This is a genomic window from Kaustia mangrovi (assembly GCF_015482775.1).
In the GTDB taxonomy this organism is placed as follows: Bacteria; Pseudomonadota; Alphaproteobacteria; order Rhizobiales; family Im1; genus Kaustia; species Kaustia mangrovi.
In genome coordinates this window covers 1,105,353-1,125,987 of the sequence record NZ_CP058214.1, presented here as the reverse complement: position 1 = coordinate 1,125,987, position 20,635 = coordinate 1,105,353, and the positions used below count along the sequence as shown (strand labels likewise).

Sequence of the window (20,635 nt, the reverse complement as noted above, 5' to 3'; positions counted from 1 at the left end):
GTTAGCAACATAGTCTAACAAAAGGTTAAGAGGGCGTTTATTGGGTGGGTGTGCCGGAAATTGTTTAGTCTTTCAAGCTGTTGGAGCAACCGAGGTTGGTCCAGGGGGCGTGTGTGGGCTCATCGGCAAGGAGTGCTGATGGCCTTTACAGAGGAGCGAGAACAATGACCTTTGGATTGCGCAACCAGGTTTCGTTTCGCGCAGCGCTGGCTGTGTTGGTTGTCGGTGGCGCGGTCGCGTTGACAGCGCCGGGTGTGCAGGCCGGTGAATCCGGCGGTCTCGGTGGCCTTGGCGGTGCCGTGGGCGGTGCTGTCGGAGCCGTGGGTGGTGCGGTCGGTGGTGCGGTCGGTGGCGCTGTCGGCGCTGTGGGCGGTGCCCTTGGAGGCGTCGGTGGCGGTGGCGATGGAAGCGGCACCGGCGGCGACAGCGGCCTTGGCGGTGCCGTCGGTGGCGCTGTCGGCGGTATCGGCGGCAGCGGAGGCGGCCCCGCGAGCGGCATCGGCGGCACCAGCGTCGGCCTCGGTGGCGTCAATGTCGGCACCACCAATTTCGGTGGCGATGGCGTTGGCGTTGGCGCCAGTGTCGGCGGTGAGAATGGCATCAATGCCGGTCTCGGCGTTCGCGGCAACGAGAATGGCCTGGGTGCGGGTGTCGGCGCGTCGGTCGGCGGCGATAACGGCGTGAATGCCGGCGCGGGTGCGAAGATCGGCGGCAGCGGCATCGGCGCGGGCGCCACGGCGTCGATCGGCGGCGACAATGGCGTGAATGCCGGTCTTGGCGCCAAAGTCGGCGGCGACGGCATCGGCGTTGGTGTCGGTGCGTCGGTCGGCGGCGAGAATGGCGTGAATGTCGGCGTTGGCGTCGGAATCGGCGGTGGCGGCACCGGCGGCGGCGGTGGCGGCGGCACCGGTGGCGGCAATCCGGGCGGTCTCAGCCCGAGCGGCGTGCAGGGGGCTCTGGCGAGCCTGAGCCCAGGCGAGCTGGCGAAGCTCAAGACCACCTGCCGCGACGTGCTGTCGGCCCCGAGCCATTACAGCCGTGAGAAGGTGGCCGTGTGCAGGATCGTGGCGTCGCTCTGACGCTGTCGGTCGGACAGGATTTGCGGGGCGGTTCCGGCAGGAGCCGCCCCGTTTTCGTTGAGGCCGGAATGTGGCCGTACAGGCGCCTTTACGCCGTTGACAACGGGACGGAGCCTCACTATCGTCCGCCTCGATTTGAGGCCCGTGTCGGTGGTGGCGCGGGCGTTGTTCCAGAACACAGGTGCCGAGATGAAGATCCGCAACTCCCTGCGGTCGCTCGCCAAGCGTCATCGCGACAATCGTATCGTGCGTCGGCGCGGCCGGGTCTATGTGATCAACAAGACCAATCGCCGGTTCAAGGCCCGCCAGGGCTGAACGGGCGGGCCTGCGAGTGCCCGGCCCCGGCGACGGGGCCGAATTCACGACCATGCGAATGAGCGGGACCGGACTTGACCGGATGCCCGCTTTTTGCATTGGGCGGCTTTGTGTATCCTGAATCCATGAGCGACTTGCCACATAGCGGGCTGAAACGGGCCGGTGCAGCGCTTGCGGGCCTGTGCCTCATGGCCGTCGCGCTTCCCGGTGTGGCGCAGGGACAGGCCGGCCTGACGCAGATGCTCCGTCAGCAGCCGGCACAGGGCGAGGCCGATGCCGTCGAGCGCGGGCGCCTCCTCGATTCGCTCTTCGCCCGCCTTCAGGCCGCCCAGTCCGCCGACGGCGCGAAGGTCCTCGAGCAGGCGGTCTGGACCTTGTGGATGCAGTCGGGCAGCCCGACGGTCGATCTCCTGATGGGGCAGGTCGACAAGGCTGTGGAGGATTCGCGCTACGATGCCGCGCTCGGCATTCTCGATGCCGTGGTCGACATCGCGCCCGACTATCCCGAGGGCTGGAACAAGCGCGCGACCGTCAACTTCCTCCTGAAGAACTACAAGGATGCGCTCGCCGATATCGACCGGACGCTGACGCTCGAGCCTCGCCATTTCGGAGCGCTGTCGGGGCGCGGCATCATCCTGCGGGAGCTCGGCGACCGCGATGGTGCGCTCAAGGCCTTCCGACAGGCGCTGGAGATCCATCCCTTCCTGCCTGCCGCGCGCAATGCGGTGCGCACGCTCGGCCCGGAAGTCGAGGGGCAGCCGATCTGACATGCCGCCCGCCCGCGGCGTCAGCTCTCCTCCATCCCGTCGCGCCCGACAAAGGCGATTCGCAGCATGTTCGTGGCGCCCGGCGTGCCGAGCGGAAAGCCCGCTGAAATGATGATCCGCTGGCCGGCGCGCGCATAGCCTTCCTGATAGGCGATGCGACACGCGCGCGCGACCATGTCGTCGAGGTCGCGGGCATCGGCGGTGAGCACGCAGTGAAGCCCCCAGACGAGGGCGAGCCGCCGCCCGGTGGCCGCGATCGGTGTCAGCGCCACGATCGGCGTTGCGGGGCGCTCGCGCGCGGCCCTGATGCCTGTCGCGCCGGAGGAGGTGTAGCAGACGATGGCCGCCAGGTTGAGCGTCTGGGCGACGGTGCGTGCCGCAGCGCTGATGGCGTCGGCGGAGGTCGGCTCGGGCTCGGTGCGCTGGGCGTGGATGATGTCTCCGTAGAAGGGGTCCTTCTCCACCGCCTGGGCGATATCGTCCATCATGGCCACGGCCTTGTCGGGATAGGCGCCGACGGCGGATTCCGCCGACAGCATGATCGCGTCGGCGCCCTCGAAGACGGCGGTGGCGACGTCGGAGACCTCCGCACGGGTCGGCACGGGCTGTTCGATCATCGATTCGAGCATCTGGGTGGCGACCACCACGGGCCGGCCGATGCGGCGGGCTGCGCGCACGATCTGCTTCTGGCGGCCCGGAACCTGTTCGAGTGGCAGCTCGACGCCCAGATCCCCGCGCGCGACCATGATGCCGTCGGCAAGCTCGAGGATCTGGTCCAGCGAGCCGAGTGCGGCCGGCTTCTCGATCTTGGCCATGATGGCGGCGCGGCCGCGGGCGACCTTCTTTGCCTCCGCGACGTCGTCGGCACGCTGGATGAAGGACAGCGCAATCCAGTCGACATCGAGATCGAGGGCGCAGTCGAGATCGGAGCGGTCCTTCGGCGTCAGCGCGCTGAGCGGCAGTACCGTGTCGGGCAGGTTGACGCCCTTGCGGTCCGACAGCGGGCCGCCGATCTCCACCTCGGTGACGATGCGGGTCTCGTCGACCTCGCGCACGGCGAGGCCGAGCCGGCCGTCATTCAGCAGGAGGGTGTCGCCGGGCGCGACCGCCTGGAAGATCTGGGGATGAGGCAGTTCCACCCGGGAGGTATCGCCGGGCGTCTCCTCCATGTCGAGGACGAAGGTGTCGCCCGGCTCGAGCTGTATCTCGCCGTCGGCGAAGCGGCCGATGCGGAATTTCGGGCCCTGCAGGTCGACCAGGATGCAGATCGGCCGGCGCTTCTGCGTCTCCACATCGCGGATGGTGCGATGGAGCGTGCGCAGTTCCTCATGCGAGGTATGGCTCATATTGATACGGAAAGCGTCGGCCCCGCAGTCGAACAGCTCGGAGATCATCTCCGCGCTTGAACTGGCCGGGCCGAGCGTGGCGAGGATCTTGACGCGGCGCTCGCGTCTCACTGGCTGTTGCCCTTCGTCGTCTTGGTGCCGGAGAGGGTGACGGTCCAGTCGGGCTCCTCGCCCGTATCGACCTCGAAGAAGCCCGTGCGCTGGTAGCCGCGCTCCTCACAGTTTTCCACGCCGCGGATGGTGAACAGCTTGTCGCGCGTGCACAGCATCGCCTTGCCGCCCCAGGAGCCGCCCTGGTCGTAATCGACGGCATAGACGTAATAGTAGCGCGCGATGAGGTCGCCCTTCAGCAGGGTCTCGCAGGCCTGAGGGCCGATATTCCACCAGCCCTCGCTGGCCCAGCCCTTCGTGTCCTTGTAGCCCAGAGCGACCCCGACCCGGCTCTCGGTGTTGTTGCACAGCTTGAGGTCGGCATGCGCCGGAGCGGCACCCCAGACGAGAACGCCTATGGCAAGAGACAGCACTACGCGCCAGCACACCATCGGTTGCAATTTCCTCCGCTTGGTCCGGAGCCGACAATATCATGCGCAACGGGAGGTTCCAGCCCTTCAATCCGACTGGCGGAGCGCCGCGCGTTCTGCAAGCTTAGCCTGATCGCACTTCCTTGCGCATCCCTTAAAATCCACAAGCGGAAAAGGGCGAATCGGTACTTCGCACGAGGTCGGCAAACATGGTAGAGGACGGCGCCCCACGGGCCTGTGGCCCAGGCCGGGCCATCCGACTATAGTGCCGCCATGCTCGATACGCGAAATTCCCCGGATCGCCGCGAAGATGCCCGCGAAGAGGCGCCCTTTGCCCCGTTCGACACGGTCGAGGGCGATCCGTCGGCCGGTCTCGTCCTGATCTGCGACCATGCGCGCAATGCCCTGCCGCCGGAATACGGAACGCTCGGCCTTCCGCCGGCGGAGCTCGAACGCCATATCGGCTACGATATCGGGGCGGAGGCGGTGACGCGCGGCCTGGCACGACGGCTCGGCGTGCCGGCGGTGCTCAGCGGGTTCTCGCGGCTCCTGATCGACCCCAATCGCGGCGAGGACGACCCGACCCTCGTCATGAAGCTCTCCGACGGGGCGGTCGTTCCCGGCAACGCGCATGCGGACGCCGCGGAGCGCGAACGCCGGCTGACCCGCTTCTACCGTCCCTATCACACTGCGATCTCGCAGGCGGTCGACAGGGTCGAGGCGGCTGCCGGTGTGCCGCCGGCCATCGTGTCCATCCACAGCTTCACGCCCGCATGGAAGGGCGTGCCGCGCCCGTGGCATGTGGGCGTCCTCTGGGATCGGGACGACCGGCTGGTCATCTCGCTGCTCGCCGCACTGCGCGCCGGCGGCGATCTCGTGGTCGGCGACAACGAGCCGTATTCGGGAGAGCTTGAGGGAGACACGCTGAACCGGCATGGTACGGCAAGAGGATTGCCCCACGCTCTGATCGAGATCCGTCAGGACCTGATCGCGGACGGCGAGGGCGTCGCCGCCTGGATCGACCGGTTCGCCGCCATCCTGCCGGGCGTTGTCGCACAGGGCCGGCAGCGTGAGGTCGGCGGGCGGGAGATGGGCCGGACCCCCAAGTCAAGGAGCAGGACGCCATGACTGGCAAGGATATGGACGACAAGACGCGCACCGAACTGGAGGCGGCCGCCTTCCGGCGGCTGGTGGCGCATCTGCGCGAGCGCACGGATGTGCAGAACATCGATCTGATGACGCTTGCCGGCTTCTGCCGCAACTGCCTGTCCAACTGGTATCAGGACGCGGCCCGCGAACAGGGCATCGATCTCGACAAGGCGGAGGCCCGCGAGATCGTCTACGGCATGCCGTATGAGGAGTGGAAGGCGCGCTATCAGACGGAGGCGACGGAGGAGCAGAAAGCCGCCTTTGCCGCTGTCCACAAGCACGAGGCCTAAGCGTCCCCGCTCTTAGGGGAGCGTTAAGCTCGGGCGCGCAAATCTCCGCCGATCATCGACAACGCTCACAGACAGTCAAGAGACGCCATGGACACGACCACGACTTTCGCCCAGGGACAGCTTCGCAGCCTCGTGGAGCGCATCGAGCGGCTGGAGGAGGACAAGGCCTCTATCGCCGCCGACATCAAGGAGGTGTATGCGGAGGCCAAGGCCCACGGTTTCGACACCAAGATCATGCGCAAGGTGGTTTCTCTCCGTAAGAAGGACCGGGCCGAGCGCGAGGAGGAGGAGACCGTGCTGGAGCTCTACATGCATGCGCTCGGCATGATCCCGGGCGCGGGCGACCAGGACGGACCGACCGAAGGCTGACGCCCCCATGCGCATTCGCGACTGGTGTCCGGAGGATCTGGACGCCCTGCACCGCATCAACGAGGCATCGACCCCCGGCGTGGGCAGCGTGAGCCCGGAACGTCTGGCCATGCTCGCCGGGGCGGCGCTCGTCACGCTGGTTGCGGAAGCCGAGGGGGCACCCGTCGGCTTCCTGATCTGCCTCGGAGAGGGGGCGGGCTATACCAGCCCGAACTATCTCTGGGTCTCGCAGCGCCACGAACGCTTCGCCTATGTCGACCGTGTCGGGGTCGATCCCGCCTGGCGGGGCCGGGGTGTCGGCGGCCAGCTATACGAAACGCTTCTTGCGCGCATTTCGGGCTTGCGCGACGTTCTTGCCTGCGAGGTGAACGAGCGCCCGCCCAATCCGGGCTCCCTGCGCTTTCACCGCCGGCTCGGTTTCCTGCCCGTGGGCCGGCAGGCGTTTGCCGACGACAAGGCGGTCGTCTATCTGGAACGGCCGCTCGGCCAGGACAGCTCGCAGCCGGTTTGAAGCGCTTATCCAGGCAAAAGCACGGGATGCCCGCTTTCGCGGGCAATGAGCGTGAGGTGCGAAGATGCGCACCCTCTCCCCATGGCTCCAGTGAAGACGGAGCCCGGGGAGCGACAACCACCCTGCCGTAAGGCTCAGTCGAAGGGCAGCGGGGCGGGATCCAGCGGGTCGCGCTCGCGCATGGCGCTGCGCAGGGCGGCGGCCGGGCCGACGGTCAGCGAGGCGTGGGTCTGGCCGAGCTGGGCGGCCTTTCCAGCCGCGTTTGGCGTGACGTGATCGGGATTGCTCACGATCAGGTCGCCCTTGCCCGCGCGGTTGATCGTCTGTCCGCCGACCGGGGTGAGATCTGTCTCGTCCAGGATCGTCGGCTCGTCCGCCGCGCTGGCGAACAGGCGCTTCAGACCGTCGATGATGGGCGGCAGGATCGAGATGCTCACGCCCGTATCGGTGGCCGATGCCTGGGTGACCGGGACGTCGTCCCTGTCGCCGCGTGCATTCGCGGCCACCTGCTGGCCACGCGGATCGAGATCGCCGGTAGTGGACGAGGAGGCCAGCGTGCTCAGAGGCTCGATGACCGGCGGGTCAAGCGAGGGATCGCTCGCGACCCGGCGGCGCGTGGCCGAGAAGAGGGGGCCGAAGTCGCCGCCGCCCGTGCGCCAGTTGGGATCGGCGAAGGACTGCCGCTCGGCGGGCTGGGCCGCCGCCGGCTCCACGCGGAGATCGCCATTGGCCATGGCGACCTGCGTATTGGTGGAGGCGAGCGCCTCCTCCGGGCGCGGCTCGGGAACGGGGGCCTGCGCGACGGTCAGCGGTCCGCTCTCTTCCTTCTCGCGCGCGGCAAGGGCGATGGCGGCCAGTGCCGCCGGCTTCTCGCGCGGCCTGGGCGGCGCGCTGGCGAGCACGGGCTCGGCCTGCTCGGCTGCCTTCCTGCGGGCTTCGGCGACCTGCGTCTTGTGATTGGCAAAGATCGCGGCGTATTCGGCCTTGGGGATGCCGGGCCAGTGGCGCACGCGGGCGGTGTCCACATGGACGAAGCCGTACTTGCCGGAATGCGGGTAATAGCCGACGCCGCCGACCTTGCGCACCAGGGCGCTGTTGCGCACCTTCTTGGTGTTCACGTCTGGGAAATAGATATCCATGGCGCGGCCCTGGATATGCTGGCTGCGCTTGGCGACATTGCGCCCGATGCTCTTCAGCATCGCATTCGTTTTGGGGGAGCGGTAACCGGAGATGACGTGGACGGGCTTGCGCGAGCCGAGTTCCTCGTGCAGCTCGTAGACGAGATCGATGAGCTCGGGATCCATGCGCGTCGGCTCGTTGCGCCGGAAGTCCCTGAGGAAGTAATTCAGCTTCTTCATCGCCGACGGGATGTAGCGCCCGTTCTTCTTGTAGGTGACGGTGAGGTTTTCCTTGGTGTGGACGTTATAGAGCGACAGGGTGCGCGAGTCGCCCACAGCGGCGACATCCTGGGCTGGCACACCGATGGCGACCGTCGCACATGCGACCGCGATCGCGGAAGCGGCGAGCAATTTCCGGGCTTTCCTGCTCACAGTATACCCGTGTCCGCAGCAGACTGCTTTTGAACGCATCACACACTCATACGGGAGGCCACTCGGTGGGCGAGTCCCCGCTCCTTGGATAAGTTTCCCCTCGTGTACGTGGCCAATTCTCCACGTACAATATCTCCAGATGTCGCATGAAGCCAACCCCTGAGATACGGCAGCTCTGGAAATGCAGTTTCAGGCATCATGTTTAATGGCGTCTTAAGGCGTTCGGGCTGTCGGTTCGCCGCCTCTCCTGCGGGAAAGGAAAGCGGCGACAGGCCCCTTGCGCGGGGGGAGGAGGAGGAGCGCAAGGGAACCCGCCGCCGCTTTCCAGCGCGATGGCGGTCGCGTCTTGGTGCTTCTTTTGAAGGCCGGAGACCGGGCGGGAGGGAGAGCCATCGGAGGCACCCGGAACTCCAGCCCAAAACCGACCGCCACTACCGATTCGGGGGAAGGACACGCATCAACCCGCCGCCCGAATTGCCGTGACCCGATAAGCACGTTTTGCGTGTATCGATCACGGTTAGCGCGTATAGGGGCGTATCTTGTTGCAAATGAGGCGGAGGGGCGGCGATTTGGCGAAGCGCGACATCCGGGCGCGCGGGCGCAGGGAAGGTCGCGCAGGAACGTCCCTGAGGCGTGCCGACATTCAGCCTGTGCAATGGGCGGGAGCGGGGGGTGATGTCCTGTCCGTCATGCCCGGAACGAGCCCGGGCATGACGAAAGGATAAGGCCTAGCGCATCGCGACGCGGCCGGTGCCGAGCGCGCGCTCGAGGCGGGCGTCGCGCCCGTAAATGTCGTTGCGATAGCGGATCACGCCGTCCTCGTCCGGCCAGGCGGTCAGATAGACGAGGTGGACATTGATCTTGTGATCGAGCTTGAGGCTCTGGTTGCGGCCATTGCCGATGGCCTGTGCGATGCGATTGGGCGTCCAGCCTTCCGGCTTGAGGAGAACATCGGCGAACTCACGCGCATTCTGGACACGCACGCAGCCATGGCTGAAGGCGCGGGCATTGCGCTCGAACAGCTTCTTGGCCGGTGTGTCGTGCAGATAGACGGCATGCTTGTTCGGGAAGAGGAACTTCACCTCGCCCAGCGCGTTGCTGCGCCCCGGGGGTTGGCGGATGCGGACCGGCAGCCTCCTGCCGCCCATGCGCCACCAGTTGACGGCCCGGCTGTTGATGACATGGCCGTTGCTGTTGAGCACCTGATAGCCCTGTCGCGCCAGATAGCCCGGATCGCGCCTGAGCTGCGGCAGCATCTCGTTCACGGCGATGGACTGGGGCACGTTCCAGTACGGGTTGAACTCCACGATCCGGATCGTGTCGGAGAAGGCGGGCGTCTGGTTGCGCGGTTTGCCGACCACGACGCGCGCGGTATGGATCACCTCGCCATCGTCATAGACGCGCAACTCGAAGGCCGGCTGGTTGACCAGCACATAGCGGTCGCCGAAATCGCGCGGCATCCAGCGCATGCGCTCCATGTTGAGCACGAGCTGCTCGATCTTGCTGGTGTCGCTGCGATTGTTGAAGGCGGCAAGTGTGCGCGGCCCGATAATGCCGTCGATCCCGATGCCGGCATGCTTCTGGAAGGTGCGCACAGCCTCCACGACCTCGTCGTCATAGGCTGTGTCGCTATGGGCCGTGTCGCCATAGGTCGTGCCGCCGGTCTCTGCAGGCCCCTCGACAACCGGATCCATGGAGACGTAGTCGGGATCCATCGCGGTGTCGTCGGTCTCCGCCGAGACGTAGTCGACCGGGTTCCGGGAGGGTTCGATCCGGGGCTGAAGAAGCTTCATACGCTCGAGCCGCTTGCGGATCTGCGCGATGCGCGGATCGCTCATGCCCGGCCGGATGATCCGGCCTTCGGGAATGGGGGCCTGCTCGGCGGATTCGCTGAGATTGGCGCGCAGCTCGGCGAGCGCGGCCCTCATCGCCTTGTAGGCGGGATGGGTCGGATGCAGCGCGGCAAGATAGCTGTCGGGACGCACGGTGCGCTGGAATTCGGCCAGCGCGGAGGTTGCATCGATGGGTCGCGGCTTGAGGTCGTTGTACCGGGTCAGCTTGTTCGGGTCCACGCGGCCGGCGGAGGCGTCGTGTGCATATCTGAGCGCCTTGATAGTCAGCTCGACGTCGAGCCGGGCGAGCGCATCCTCGTCGTCGACGATGAGCGTGGCGTCGTCGTCGAAGCTCGTCAGCGAGGCGGGCAGATACTGATCGGCCTCCAGTCCCTCCTCGTCGGCCCTGGCCATCATGTCCAGAAGCCGGCGGGCCCGGATGCTGAGGCCGTAATCGCCCACCCAGAGCGGCGCGAAGTCGCGCTCGGCGTAGAAGTCGAGAACCGGCTGGCGGTGCTCCTTGCGCAGCCGTAGCGTCACATCCTCCTGGGCACCGCGCAGCGTGTCCAGGACGGCGGCCGGCAGGGGCTCGAGCTCGGTATCGCTTTCAAGGGCGCGGTCGCGCAGGGCGACGAGCGGCTCGGGCGTGTAGCCGTCATAGTCCTTCACATCGGGAATGCCGGACACGTTCGCATTGGCCTGCGGTGCTGTCCGCTGGCGCACAGCCCGCCCCCGCGAGCGGTAGAGGTCGTCGCCGCGCACCCGTTCCTGGGAGGTGAAGAACGACATGATGCCAGGACCGCTTCGCCGGGTCGGCGGCGTCTCCCAATCGCGGCCCGAGAAGTTCTGCGTGCGCTGCGCGGACTGCGCATTCGCCTGCGTTGCGACCGCGGTGCCGGCAAGAAGCACTGAGATAAAAACGGCCGGAATGCCCAGTCTCAGCACGATGACCTCCTTGAAAACAACTGTCGCGCGCAAGCTAGTCCGACCACGGATGGCGAGCAAGACAACCTCGCGTGATCATAGCAGAAAACGGCGCGCTGTTACATTTTCGCCTCAAGCCCGAGATCGCGCACCTTCCGGTAGAGTGTGGATCGTCCGATGCCGAGCTTGCGGGCCACTTCGGACATATGTCCGTGATAACGCTCCAGTGCGAGTCTGATCATGTCGGCCTCGACCTCTTCCAGCGTGCGGATATGACCACCCTCCGTCACCGCGGGGATGCCGAGCGGCTGGCCATTGCCCACCAGGGGGGAATCGCCGGCCGGGGCGCCGCTGGCGAAGACGGTGATGCCGTCGCGGCCGGAGGCCGAGGTAGCCGCCGACGGTGCCGGAGGCACCCGCGCCTCGAACCCGTCGACTTGCGCGGCGATCTGGGGAAAGTCGTCGACCGTCAGCACGTCGCCCTCGCACAGGACGATGGCGCGGAACACCGTGTTCTCGAGCTGGCGGACATTGCCGGGCCAGGAATAGTGCCGGAGCAGCTCCAGGGCGTTGGCCTCGATCCCCTTGATCTTGCGGCCTTCCTCGGCGGCAAAGCGTGTGACGAAATGATTGACGAGCGCGGGAATGCCCTCAGTGCGCTCGCGCAACGGCGGCACGGTGATCGGGAAGACGTTGAGGCGGTAATAGAGATCCTCGCGGAACGTGCCGGCCTTCACCATTTCGATCATGTCGCGATTGGTCGCCGAGATCAGCCTGATATTGACCTTCACCGGCCGGCGCGCGCCGATGGGGTCGACCTCGCCGTCCTGCAGCGCGCGCAAGAGCTTCACCTGCGCCTCCGCCGGCAGCTCGCCGACCTCGTCGAGGAACAGCGTGCCGCCATTGGCCTCCACGAACTTGCCCGTGTGTCTGGCGGTCGCGCCCGTGAAGGAGCCCTTCTCGTGGCCGAACAGGATGCTCTCGACCAGGTTTTCCGGGATCGCCCCGCAATTGACGGTCACGAACGGCTTGCCGCGCCGCTCGCTCTCGCCCTGGATTGCGCGCGCGATCATCTCCTTGCCGACGCCGCTCTCGCCCTCGATCAGGATCGGGATGTTGGACTGCGCGGCGCGCCGGCCGAGCCGGACGACATTGGTCATGGCCGGGCTTTCCGCGATCAGGTCCTCGAAGCTGAACTCGCCGGACGCCTTGTGGTTGAGCCGCTTGACCTCCTCCGACAGGGCATTGACGCGCATGAGGTTCTGGATCGACACCTTGACCCGCTCGGGGTTCACGGGCTTGGCGACGAAATCGTCCGCGCCCGCCCGCATGGCCTTCACTACGGTCTCGATGCTGCCATGGACCGTCTGGATGATGACCGGTAGCTCCTTGCGGTGCGCGCTCAGATAGGCCAGCACCTCCATGCCGTCTATATCCGGCATTTCGAGGTCGAGAATGAGCAGGGCGACATCCTTGCCCTGCGGCCCCGCCAGGATATCGATCGCGGACTGCCCGCTGTCGCCGGCGAGGGTTTCGTATCCGAAGCGGCGAATCATGCTTTCAAGGATGCGCCGCTGCGCGGGATCGTCATCGACGATGAGTATCACCTGCGCCATGTCCGACTGTCTTGCCCCCAAACAGTAACCTGTCTCTCTCCCCCGCAAGGTGACCCTCAAGATTCAGAGAGGGTCCGTCCCTGCGGCTGTAGGCAGTCTCGATTGCAACCGCAAACAAAGCCTTAACCCCACCTCCGCACTGCGCAGGAGGGGCCGGCCGACCCTGCCGGACTGCCACGTCCAGCCTGCAGGATAGCGGCAAACGGTCCTGCTTGGCGAGGCATGCACGCTTGGCGGTTGAGATCGCGGCCTGTCCGGTCCCATATAGGGGATCACGGAACCGCAGGGCCTCGCTTGCGTCTCCCATAGTCTGACAACGGTTTTCAGGAACGGTGATCATGGTTCGTCGGCTTACGCTTCACCCGTCCGCGGAGGCGGGCGCACGCACGGTTGAGGACAAGGGGCTTGGCGCAGTGCCGGAATGGTCCCTCGACGACCTTTATTCGGCGCCCGACGCGCCGGAGCTCAAGCGCGATCTGGAGCGGATCGCGACGGACACTGCGAGCTTTGCGGAGCGCTATCGCGGCACCGTCGCCGAGATCGCGGCGGGCGAGGGCGGCGGGGCGCGGCTGGCGGATGCGATCCGCGCCTACGAGGCGCTGGAGGATCTGTTCGGGCGCGTCGCCTCCTATGCCCAGCTCCACTATGTCGGTGACACGACCGATCCCGCGCGTGCCAAGTTCTTCGGCGACATCCAGGATCGCCTGACCACGGTCTCGACTGATCTCCTGTTCTTCGAGCTGGAGATCAACCGGATCGACGATCAGGTTCTCGATGCGGCCCTGTCCGATCCCGGCCTCGCCTATTACGGCCCGTGGCTCAGGGATCTGCGCAAGGAGCGACCCTACCAGCTCGACGACAGGCTGGAGCAGCTCTTCCACGAGAAGTCGGTAACCGGGCGGGGCGCCTGGAACCGGCTGTTCGACGAGACCATGGCGAGCCTCGAATTCACCGTCGACGGCGAGACGCTCTCGCTCGAGCCGACGCTGAGCCTGCTGCTCGATCCTCGCGAGGAGAAGCGCAAGGCCGCTTCGGACGCGCTGGCGCAAACGCTCGGCGCCAATCTGCGTACCTTCACCCTCGTCACCAACACGCTGGCCAAGGACAAGGAAATCTCCGACCGCTGGCGCGGGTTCGAGGACATCGCCGATTCTCGCCATCTGGCGAACCGTGTGGAACGCGAGGTGGTCGAGGCGCTGGTGGAGGCGGTCACTCAGGCCTACCCGACGCTGTCCCACCGCTACTATGCCATGAAGGCGAAATGGCTCGGCAAGGACCGGCTCGCCCACTGGGATCGCAACGCGCCCCTGCCGGACGAGGAGACCCGCACCGTCGCCTGGCCCGATGCGCGCCGGATCGTGCTCGACGCCTATGGCGGCTTCTCGCCGGACATGGCGGAGATCGCCGGGCGGTTCTTCGACAGGCACTGGATCGACGCGCCGGTGCGCCCCGGCAAGGCCCCGGGCGCCTTCGCCCATCCCACCGTGCCGAGCGCGCACCCTTATGTGCTGCTCAACTATCAGGGCCGTCCGCGCGACGTGATGACGCTCGCCCACGAGCTCGGCCATGGCGTGCATCAGGTGCTGGCCGCCGATCAGGGGCTCCTGCGTTCCCAGACGCCGCTGACGCTCGCGGAGACGGCGAGCGTGTTTGGCGAGATGCTGACCTTCCGCGCGCTGCTCAAGGAAACGGCGGATCCGGCGAAGCGCAAGGCGCTGATCGCCTCGAAGGTGGAGGACATGCTGAACACGGTGGTCCGCCAGATCGCCTTCTATGTCTTCGAGCGCCGCGTGCACACCGAACGGCGCGAGGGCGAGCTGACGGCGGAGCGGCTCGGCGAGATCTGGATGGAGGTGCAGGCGGAGAGCCTCGGGCCGGCCATCGAGCTCAAGCCGGGCTACGAGACCTTCTGGGCCTATATTCCGCACTTCATCCACTCGCCCTTCTACGTTTACGCCTATGCTTTCGGCGACTGCCTGGTGAACTCGCTCTACGCGCTCTACGAGGAAGCGCATGAGGGGTTCGTGGAGAAGTATTTCGACATGCTGAGGGCTGGCGGCTCCAAGCACCACACCGAGCTTCTCGCCCCCTTCGGCCTCGACGCCTCCGACAAGGCCTTCTGGAACAAGGGCCTGTCGATGATCTCGCGCATGATCGACGAGCTGGAGGCGGAGGACCGGAAGGCGGGCGAGCCGGAATGAGAATGTGGAATATGAGATGCGGCACCCCCTCACCCTCCCATCGCCTGGCGGCGATGGGCCCCTCCCTCTCCCGCAAGGGGAGAGGGGGATTTCTCCAAGCGGTGCCACGCGCGAACCCTTTCCCCTCGCGGGAGAGGGTGGCGCCGTGAGGCGCCGGGTGAGGGGGTGTGAGCCGGCCCAAGGACACCGGAGCCCATGACCGACGAGCGCACGCCGCCTGAACGCGACCGGGAAGGCAATCGGCTGACAGGCCGGGTGCGGCGCTATGCGCGCGTCGGCACCGGCATGGGCACGGTCGCCGCCCGGCTCGCCTCCGGGCGGATCCTCGGCGGCGGCACCCGCGAGGAGGATGCCAAGGCGCTGCGCGCGGCCCTCGGGGACCTGAAGGGCCCGCTGATGAAGGTGGCGCAGCTGCTCGCCACCATTCCGGACGCGCTGCCGCCGGAATACGCCATGGAGCTCACCCAGCTCCAGTCGCACGCGCCGCCCATGGGCTGGCCCTTCGTGCGCCGGCGCATGGCCGCCGAGCTCGGGGCCGACTGGCGGAAGAAGGTCCAGGATTTCGAGCGGGAGGCTGCCGCGGCGGCCTCGCTCGGCCAGGTCCACCGCGCCTGGGCTCTCGATGGCTCCGAGCTCGCCTGCAAGCTGCAATATCCGGAGATGCAGTCGGCCGTGGAGGCCGATCTCAGCCAGCTCCAGTGGATCTTCGCCATCCACCGGCGCATGGATCCGGCCATCGATACCAGCGAGATCCATCAGGAGATCGGCGAGCGCCTGCGCGAGGAGCTCGACTACGACCGCGAGCGCCGCCATATCGCGCTTTACGGCGAGATGCTGAAGGATGTCTCCACGATCCGAGTTCCCAAGGTCTATCCGGAGCTATCGACGCGGCGGCTGCTCACCATGAGCTGGCTGGAGGGGCGCTCGCTTCTGGACTTCCGGGAGGCCGATCTCGATGCGCGCAACCTTCTCGCGACCAGCCTCTTCAAGGCCTGGTGGCTGCCCTTCTGCCGCCATGGCGTGATCCACGGCGACCCCCATCTCGGCAACTATTCGGCCATGCTGGACGGGGAGGGGCGCCCGTGCGGCCTCAACCTGCTCGACTATGGCTGCATCCGCATCTTCCCGCCGCGCTTCGTCGGCGGCGTGGTGGAGCTCTATCACGGCCTGAGGGAGGATGACCGCGACCGGATCGTCTCCGCCTACGAGACCTGGGGCTTCAAGGGGCTCTCCAACGAGCTGATTGACATCCTCAACATCTGGGCGCGGTTCATCTACGGCCCCCTGATGGAGGATCGGGTGCGCAAGATCGCGGAAGGAGTGAGCCCCGGCCAGTACGGGCGCCACCAAGCCTTCACCGTGCACCGCGCGCTCAAGGAGAAGGGGCCGGTGCGCGTGCCGCGCGAATTCGTCTTCATGGACCGCGCCGCGATAGGCCTCGGCGGCGTTCTCATCCACCTGAAGGCGGAACTCAACTTCTATCGCCTGTTCAACGAGGCGATAGAGGATTTCTCCGTCGACGCGGTCGCCGCGCGCCAGACCGACGCGCTCAAGGCGGCGGGGCTCGCCTGACGCGCGCAGGCGCTGCCTGTCCGGGCATTGCGCGACGTGCCAAATAGCGGGACGTCATGCCGGCTTGCGAAAAGGCCAGGGGCCGGGGATGCGCCGGGCTCAGTCCTCGAGCCCCTTCACGAAGTTTTCCAGCGTGGAATTGAAGGCGTCGGGATAGTCGTAGAACATGCCGTGCCCGCCCTTCACGAAGAACTCCGACTGGATATCGTTCGCCTTCAGATAGGCCTTGGCGGCCTCGCCGTTCTCCTCGCGCACGATATTGAGGAGCGGCACGCCCGGCGTTCTCAGCGTGGCCGTGAAATCGGCCATCCAGCCATCGTAGAGCAGGAGGGCGGCGACGATATCCGGCGTCTCCATGGTCTCCGCCAGCATCCATTCCGCCTCCTCGTCGCTGATGCCCTTCGGGAACATCCAGGGGATGAACTCGCGCATGGTCGCCACGCGGTCCTCGGTGAAGGCGTCGAAGAAATCCTTCACGATGCCGATGTCGCCATCGTTCCAGGACCCGTCCTTCAGCGGCAGCGGACGCGGCGTCTGGTCGATGAGCACGAGCCCCTTCACATTGTCGGTTCCGAACTGGGAGAGATAGGAATAGACCGTGATCCCGCCCCACGACCAGCCGGCGAGCACCACATCTTCAAGCCCCAGCGCGTCGATGAACCGCTTGAGGTCGCGGCCGTGCTGTCGGTAGTTGGCGCCGTCGAGCGTCTTCGACGACCGGCCATGGGCTCGCGGATCGTAGACGATGACGCGGAGATCCTCGGAGTCCGCGAAATGCTCGAGCTGCTTGGCGAAGAACCGGGTGGTCATGGTCCAGCCCGGCACAATGACGACGGGTGTGCCTTCGCCGGCCTCCTCGTAATAGAGCTGGGGGCCGCGCTCGCCATCGAGGGCCACATAGTCGCCGGCCCGGGCATCCGCTGGCGGCAGAGCCAGCCCCACGGCAAGAGCGGCCACGGCGAGCCATGGCCGCATGACGGCAAAGGCGGATATCGTGTTCATTCCTCCCCCTCCCATGGATCGAGGCTGCAGGGGGATCATAGAAGTCGCACGGTCGTGTCACAAGCCGGCGCCGGAGCACACCGGGGGTTCTTGTGTCGGCGATCCAGTTCGTTCACCATCGGGCGTTCCGAGCTGCCGGAGACGGCTTTGCGTCTTGCGAGGCTGGGCTCAATCGGCTAATTGGCCTATCCGGCAACAATCAGGTTCTCAAGGGAAGCGCACACGATGACGGATCACACCTCGGCCGAGAACGATTACAGAGAGCACGAGCGGACCTATCATGGCTTCGTGCACGGCACCGTCGCTCTGACGCTGGGCACGATCTTCGTTCTGGTGGCGCTTGCCACATTCGCCTTCGGCAAGACGCTCGCGGTTCCGGTCGGCATGATCGGCATGTTCGCGGGCTTCGCGGCGATCCTGTTCGACCTCCGGTCGGGCGGCAAGAGCTGGGGCGCGTCGTTCGCGGTCCTGGTGCTGTTCGGCCTCATCTCCGCATTCCTCGCATCCTAGGCGCCGTCGGCATGAAGATCGCGATAGTCGCGGAAAAGGCGGAAGGCGAGAGCCGGGTCGCGGCCTCGCCCGAAGCGGTGAAGGCGCTTGTGGGCAAGGGCGCGGAGGTCTCCATCGAGGCCGGCGCGGGTGCCGCGGCCTATATCGGCGACGAGGTCTTCAAGGAGGCCGGCGCCAAGATTGTCAAGACCAGGCAGAGCCTGGTCAAGGATGCCGATATCGTGCTGGCGGTGCGCCGGCCCGAGGAGGCGACCGTGAAGGCGATGAAGTCGGGCGCCGTCCTTGTTGGCCAGCTCGACCCATATGGGGACCGCAAGGGGATCGAGGCCATGGCGGCTGCGGGTGTCGTGGGCTTCGCCATGGAGCTCATGCCGCGCATCACGCGCGCGCAGTCGATGGATGTCCTGTCCTCGCAGGCCAACCTCGCCGGATACAAGGCCGTGGTCGATGCGGCATCCCTGTTCAACCGCGCCATGCCGATGATGATGACGGCGGCGGGCACCGTGCCCCCGGCGCGTCTCTTCGTCATGGGGGCGGGCGTTGCGGGCCTTCAGGCCATCGCCACCGCACGCCGGCTCGGCGCGGTGGTGAGCGCGACGGATGTGCGCCGTGCCGCGGGCGAGCAGGTGGAAAGCCTTGGCGCGAAGTTCGTCATGGTGGAGGCCGAGGGCGAGGATCTGGAGACCGCCGGCGGCTACGCCAAGGAGATGAGCGAGGACTACAAGCGCCGGCAGGCCGAGCTCGTGGCCGAGCACGTCAAGGCGCAGGATATCGTGGTGACGACCGCGCTCATTCCGGGCCGGCCCGCGCCGAAGCTGATCACGAAAGAGATGGTGGAGAGCATGAAGCCGGGATCCATCGTCGTCGATCTGGCGGTGGAGCGCGGCGGCAATTGCGAGCTGTCCAAGCCGGGCGAGATCGTGGAGCACAAGGGCGTGAAGATCGTGGGCCACCCCAATCTTCCCTCGCGCCTGTCCGGCAACGCCTCGCCGCTCTACGCCAAGAACCTCGTGACCTTCCTCGGCGTGATCATGGGCGAGAAGGGCGAACTGACCATCGACTGGGATGACGAGATCGTGGCCGCCACTGCGCTCACGCGCGATGGCGAGCTCGTCAATCCCATCTTCGAGCAATAGGAGGGGAACGCATCATGGCTGGCCCAGATGCTCTGAGCGCCGCACAGCAGGCGCAGGACGCCGCCCAGCGTGCGGCCGACGCCGCCGAGCAGGCGCGCGCGCTCGCCGACGCCGCCAGACTCGCGGCGGAAAGCGGTGCGGAAGCCGTGGGCGCGGTCAGCGGGGTCGACCCGTTCGTGTTCCGGCTGGCGATCTTCGTGCTGGCGATCTTCGTCGGCTATTACGTGGTGTGGAGCGTGACGCCATCGCTGCACACACCCCTCATGTCGGTCACCAACGCCGTCTCGTCGGTCATCGTGGTCGGTGCGCTGATCGCGGTCGCCGGCGGCGCGGTGAGCGCCATGGCCGAGGCCAGCCCCCTGTCCCAGGGGCTGGGCTTCTTTGCCCTGATCCTGGCATCGGTGAACATTTTCGGCGGGTTCCTCGTCACCCAGCGCATGCTGGCCATGTACAAGAAGAAGAGCTGAGGGAGCCCCCGATGTCAGCCAATATCATCGCGCTCCTCTATCTCGTTGCAGGGGCTCTCTTCATCCTGGCGCTTCGCGGGCTGTCGCATCCCGAAAGCGCGCGCCGGGGCAATCTCTTCGGCATGGCGGGCATGGCGATCGCCATCGTCACCACGCTGTTCGCGGCGCCGCCCGGCTCGTTCCTCACCTGGCTGCTCGTGCTTCTCGGCATCGCCATCGGCGGCGGCATCGGCGCGGTAATCGCCCGGCGTATCCCGATGACGGCCATGCCCCAGCTCGTCGCGGCCTTCCACTCGCTGGTCGGCCTCGCCGCGGTGCTGGTCGCCGCTGCCGCGCTCTATGCGCCGGCCGCCTTCGGCATCGGTACCCTGGAGCACATCAAGACGGCGAGCCTGATCGAGATGTCTCTCGGCGCGGCAATCGGTGCGATCACCTTCACGGGCTCCATCGTCGCCTTCACAAAGCTGCAGGGCCTCGTCTCCGGCGCTCCGGTCGTCTTCGGCGGCCAGCATTGGCTCAATCTGGGCCTCGCCATCCTGCTGGTGGTGCTCATCGCGATCTTCACCGCGACGGCGCATCCGAGCCTGTTCTGGGTCCTCGTGCTGCTCTCCTTCGCGCTCGGTGTCCTGATCATCGTTCCCATCGGCGGCGCGGACATGCCGGTGGTGATCTCGATGCTGAACTCCTATTCGGGGTGGGCGGCGGCCGGCATCGGCTTCACGCTCGGCAACACCGCGCTGATCATTACCGGCGCGCTCGTCGGCTCGGCCGGTGCGATCCTGTCCTACATCATGTGCCGGGGCATGAACCGTTCCTTCTTCAACGTCATTCTCGGCGGCTTCGGCGGCGAGACGGCGGCGGCCGGCGCGGGTGGGGACGGCGAGCAGAAGCCGGTCAAGCAGGGCTCCGCCGACGACGCGGCCTTCGTGATGAAGAACGCCGGCTCGGTGATCATCGTTCCCGGCTACGGCATGGCAGTGGCCCAGGCCCAGCATGCGCTGCGCGAGATGGCAGACGAGCTGAAGGCGGCGGGCGTGACGGTGAAATATGCCATCCATCCCGTCGCCGGCCGCATGCCGGGACACATGAACGTCCTGCTCGCGGAAGCCAGCGTGCCCTATGACGAGGTGTTCGAGCTCGACGACATCAACTCCGAGTTCGCCAACACCGATGTCGCCTTCGTGATTGGCGCCAACGATGTGACCAATCCGGCCGCCAAGGAGGATCCGTCCTCGCCGATCTACGGCATGCCGGTCCTGGAGGTCTGGAAGGCGGGCACGGTGATGTTCGTCAAGCGCTCGCTCTCCTCGGGTTATGCGGGAATCGACAACACGCTGTTCTACCGGGACAACACAATGATGCTGTTCGGCGACGCCAAGAAGATGGTCGAGGAGATCGTCAAGGCGCTCTAGCGGGAAGATGCCGCGAGCAGCCCGCCGTCTGTCGGCGGGCTGTTTGTGTTTTACGGGAATGTCGTG

Annotated in this window: 18 protein-coding genes and 1 pseudogene; 13 read left to right on the top strand and 6 right to left on the bottom strand. The window is 66.6% G+C overall.

The features are described 5' to 3' along the window. The first annotated feature begins 164 nt into the window (after positions 1-164). From HW532_RS22055 to HW532_RS05370, 3 genes are all read left to right on the top strand, one after another. Positions 165-1,079, top strand: a complete 915-nt coding sequence (locus HW532_RS22055; protein ID WP_246479563.1) for a hypothetical protein — start codon at positions 165-167, stop codon at positions 1,077-1,079. Positions 1,080-1,268: 189 nt separating this feature from the next. Then, positions 1,269-1,394, top strand: a complete 126-nt coding sequence (gene ykgO, locus HW532_RS05375; RefSeq protein WP_213164438.1) for a type B 50S ribosomal protein L36 — start codon at positions 1,269-1,271, stop codon at positions 1,392-1,394. A 125-nt stretch (positions 1,395-1,519) separates the two neighbouring features. Continuing rightward, positions 1,520-2,161: a tetratricopeptide repeat protein gene (locus tag HW532_RS05370; protein ID WP_213163410.1), complete on the top strand. Its 642-nt coding sequence runs from the start codon at positions 1,520-1,522 to the stop codon at positions 2,159-2,161. Between the two features lie 20 nt (positions 2,162-2,181). On the opposite strand, the gene pyk is transcribed toward HW532_RS05370, so the two are convergent. Continuing rightward, positions 2,182-3,618, bottom strand: a complete 1,437-nt coding sequence (gene pyk / locus HW532_RS05365; protein WP_213163409.1) for a pyruvate kinase — start codon at positions 3,616-3,618, stop codon at positions 2,182-2,184. After that, positions 3,618-4,049, bottom strand: a pseudogene (locus tag HW532_RS05360) (DUF1036 domain-containing protein); the annotation flags it as partial. The pseudogene HW532_RS05360 and the gene pyk, both read right to left, overlap by 1 nt. Before the next feature lie 252 nt (positions 4,050-4,301). Between HW532_RS05360 and HW532_RS05355 the strand changes: the two are divergent. The 4 genes from HW532_RS05355 to HW532_RS05340 all read left to right on the top strand — a co-directional run bounded on the left by HW532_RS05355 (position 4,302) and on the right by HW532_RS05340 (position 6,347). Beyond that, positions 4,302-5,156: an N-formylglutamate amidohydrolase gene (locus HW532_RS05355; RefSeq protein WP_213163407.1), complete on the top strand. Its 855-nt coding sequence runs from the start codon at positions 4,302-4,304 to the stop codon at positions 5,154-5,156. An 11-nt stretch (positions 5,157-5,167) separates the two neighbouring features. Beyond that, positions 5,168-5,467, top strand: a complete 300-nt coding sequence (locus tag HW532_RS05350) for a DUF1244 domain-containing protein (protein ID WP_213164437.1) — start codon at positions 5,168-5,170, stop codon at positions 5,465-5,467. A gap of 87 nt (positions 5,468-5,554) precedes the next feature. After that, positions 5,555-5,836, top strand: coding sequence for a DUF2312 domain-containing protein (locus HW532_RS05345; protein WP_213163406.1), 282 nt, complete (start codon positions 5,555-5,557; stop codon positions 5,834-5,836). 7 nt (positions 5,837-5,843) lie between these two features. Beyond that, positions 5,844-6,347, top strand: a complete 504-nt coding sequence (locus HW532_RS05340) for a GNAT family N-acetyltransferase (RefSeq protein WP_213163405.1) — start codon at positions 5,844-5,846, stop codon at positions 6,345-6,347. 134 nt (positions 6,348-6,481) lie between these two features. Here the strand turns inward: HW532_RS05340 and HW532_RS05335 are convergent, their stop codons facing one another. From HW532_RS05335 to HW532_RS05325, 3 genes are all read right to left on the bottom strand, one after another. Further along, entirely contained in the window at positions 6,482-7,876 is a 1,395-nt protein-coding gene (locus HW532_RS05335) for a peptidoglycan L,D-endopeptidase MepK (protein ID WP_213163404.1), read from the bottom strand. 749 nt (positions 7,877-8,625) lie between these two features. Continuing rightward, positions 8,626-10,518 (bottom strand): L,D-transpeptidase family protein, encoded by a 1,893-nt coding sequence (locus tag HW532_RS05330; RefSeq protein WP_213163403.1) that lies wholly within the window; start codon positions 10,516-10,518, stop codon positions 8,626-8,628. Positions 10,519-10,772: 254 nt separating this feature from the next. Further along, positions 10,773-12,269, bottom strand: coding sequence for a sigma-54-dependent transcriptional regulator (locus HW532_RS05325; RefSeq protein ID WP_213163402.1), 1,497 nt, complete (start codon positions 12,267-12,269; stop codon positions 10,773-10,775). A 338-nt stretch (positions 12,270-12,607) separates the two neighbouring features. Between HW532_RS05325 and HW532_RS05320 the strand changes: the two genes are divergently transcribed. Together HW532_RS05320 and HW532_RS05315 are read left to right on the top strand one after the other, a co-directional pair. Beyond that, a complete protein-coding gene (locus HW532_RS05320; protein ID WP_213163401.1) occupies positions 12,608-14,470 on the top strand; it encodes a M3 family oligoendopeptidase in 1,863 nt (620 codons plus the stop codon). 195 nt (positions 14,471-14,665) lie between these two features. After that, entirely contained in the window at positions 14,666-16,042 is a 1,377-nt protein-coding gene (locus tag HW532_RS05315) for an ABC1 kinase family protein (protein WP_213163400.1), read from the top strand. Between the two features lie 99 nt (positions 16,043-16,141). On the opposite strand, the gene HW532_RS05310 is transcribed toward HW532_RS05315, so the two are convergent. Further along, entirely contained in the window at positions 16,142-17,044 is a 903-nt protein-coding gene (locus HW532_RS05310; RefSeq protein ID WP_213163399.1) for an alpha/beta fold hydrolase, read from the bottom strand. Between the two features lie 225 nt (positions 17,045-17,269). Between HW532_RS05310 and HW532_RS05305 the strand changes: the two genes are divergently transcribed. From HW532_RS05305 to HW532_RS05290, 4 genes are read left to right on the top strand one after another with little or no spacing between them, the layout of a single operon-like run. Continuing rightward, positions 17,270-17,554: an aa3-type cytochrome c oxidase subunit IV gene (locus tag HW532_RS05305; protein WP_213163398.1), complete on the top strand. Its 285-nt coding sequence runs from the start codon at positions 17,270-17,272 to the stop codon at positions 17,552-17,554. Between the two features lie 11 nt (positions 17,555-17,565). Beyond that, positions 17,566-18,690, top strand: coding sequence for a Re/Si-specific NAD(P)(+) transhydrogenase subunit alpha (locus tag HW532_RS05300; protein ID WP_213163397.1), 1,125 nt, complete (start codon positions 17,566-17,568; stop codon positions 18,688-18,690). 14 nt (positions 18,691-18,704) lie between these two features. Further along, complete coding sequence (locus HW532_RS05295) at positions 18,705-19,157, top strand: proton-translocating transhydrogenase family protein (protein WP_213163396.1); 453 nt, start codon at positions 18,705-18,707, stop codon at positions 19,155-19,157. Between the two features lie 11 nt (positions 19,158-19,168). Then, a complete protein-coding gene (locus HW532_RS05290; protein WP_213163395.1) occupies positions 19,169-20,569 on the top strand; it encodes an NAD(P)(+) transhydrogenase (Re/Si-specific) subunit beta in 1,401 nt (466 codons plus the stop codon). The last annotated feature ends 66 nt before the right edge of the window (positions 20,570-20,635 follow it).

Excerpts from the sequence above, each read along its gene's own strand:
- HW532_RS05340 (WP_213163405.1), top strand. The coding sequence starts at position 5,844 with ATGCGCATTCGCGACTGGTGTCCGGAGGATCTGGACGCCCTGCACCGC.
- HW532_RS05330 (WP_213163403.1), bottom strand. The coding sequence starts at position 10,518 with ATGTCGTTCTTCACCTCCCAGGAACGGGTGCGCGGCGACGACCTCTAC.
- HW532_RS05295 (WP_213163396.1), top strand. The coding sequence starts at position 18,705 with ATGGCTGGCCCAGATGCTCTGAGCGCCGCACAGCAGGCGCAGGACGCC.
- HW532_RS05325 (WP_213163402.1), bottom strand. The coding sequence starts at position 12,269 with ATGGCGCAGGTGATACTCATCGTCGATGACGATCCCGCGCAGCGGCGC.
- HW532_RS05305 (WP_213163398.1), top strand. The coding sequence starts at position 17,270 with ATGACGGATCACACCTCGGCCGAGAACGATTACAGAGAGCACGAGCGG.
- HW532_RS05315 (WP_213163400.1), top strand. The coding sequence starts at position 14,666 with ATGACCGACGAGCGCACGCCGCCTGAACGCGACCGGGAAGGCAATCGG.
- HW532_RS05370 (WP_213163410.1), top strand. The coding sequence starts at position 1,520 with ATGAGCGACTTGCCACATAGCGGGCTGAAACGGGCCGGTGCAGCGCTT.
- HW532_RS05310 (WP_213163399.1), bottom strand. The coding sequence starts at position 17,044 with ATGAACACGATATCCGCCTTTGCCGTCATGCGGCCATGGCTCGCCGTG.
- ykgO (WP_213164438.1), top strand. The coding sequence starts at position 1,269 with ATGAAGATCCGCAACTCCCTGCGGTCGCTCGCCAAGCGTCATCGCGAC.
- HW532_RS05320 (WP_213163401.1), top strand. The coding sequence starts at position 12,608 with ATGGTTCGTCGGCTTACGCTTCACCCGTCCGCGGAGGCGGGCGCACGC.
- HW532_RS05355 (WP_213163407.1), top strand. The coding sequence starts at position 4,302 with ATGCTCGATACGCGAAATTCCCCGGATCGCCGCGAAGATGCCCGCGAA.
- HW532_RS22055 (WP_246479563.1), top strand. The coding sequence starts at position 165 with ATGACCTTTGGATTGCGCAACCAGGTTTCGTTTCGCGCAGCGCTGGCT.
- HW532_RS05345 (WP_213163406.1), top strand. The coding sequence starts at position 5,555 with ATGGACACGACCACGACTTTCGCCCAGGGACAGCTTCGCAGCCTCGTG.
- HW532_RS05290 (WP_213163395.1), top strand. The coding sequence starts at position 19,169 with ATGTCAGCCAATATCATCGCGCTCCTCTATCTCGTTGCAGGGGCTCTC.
- HW532_RS05350 (WP_213164437.1), top strand. The coding sequence starts at position 5,168 with ATGGACGACAAGACGCGCACCGAACTGGAGGCGGCCGCCTTCCGGCGG.
- HW532_RS05300 (WP_213163397.1), top strand. The coding sequence starts at position 17,566 with ATGAAGATCGCGATAGTCGCGGAAAAGGCGGAAGGCGAGAGCCGGGTC.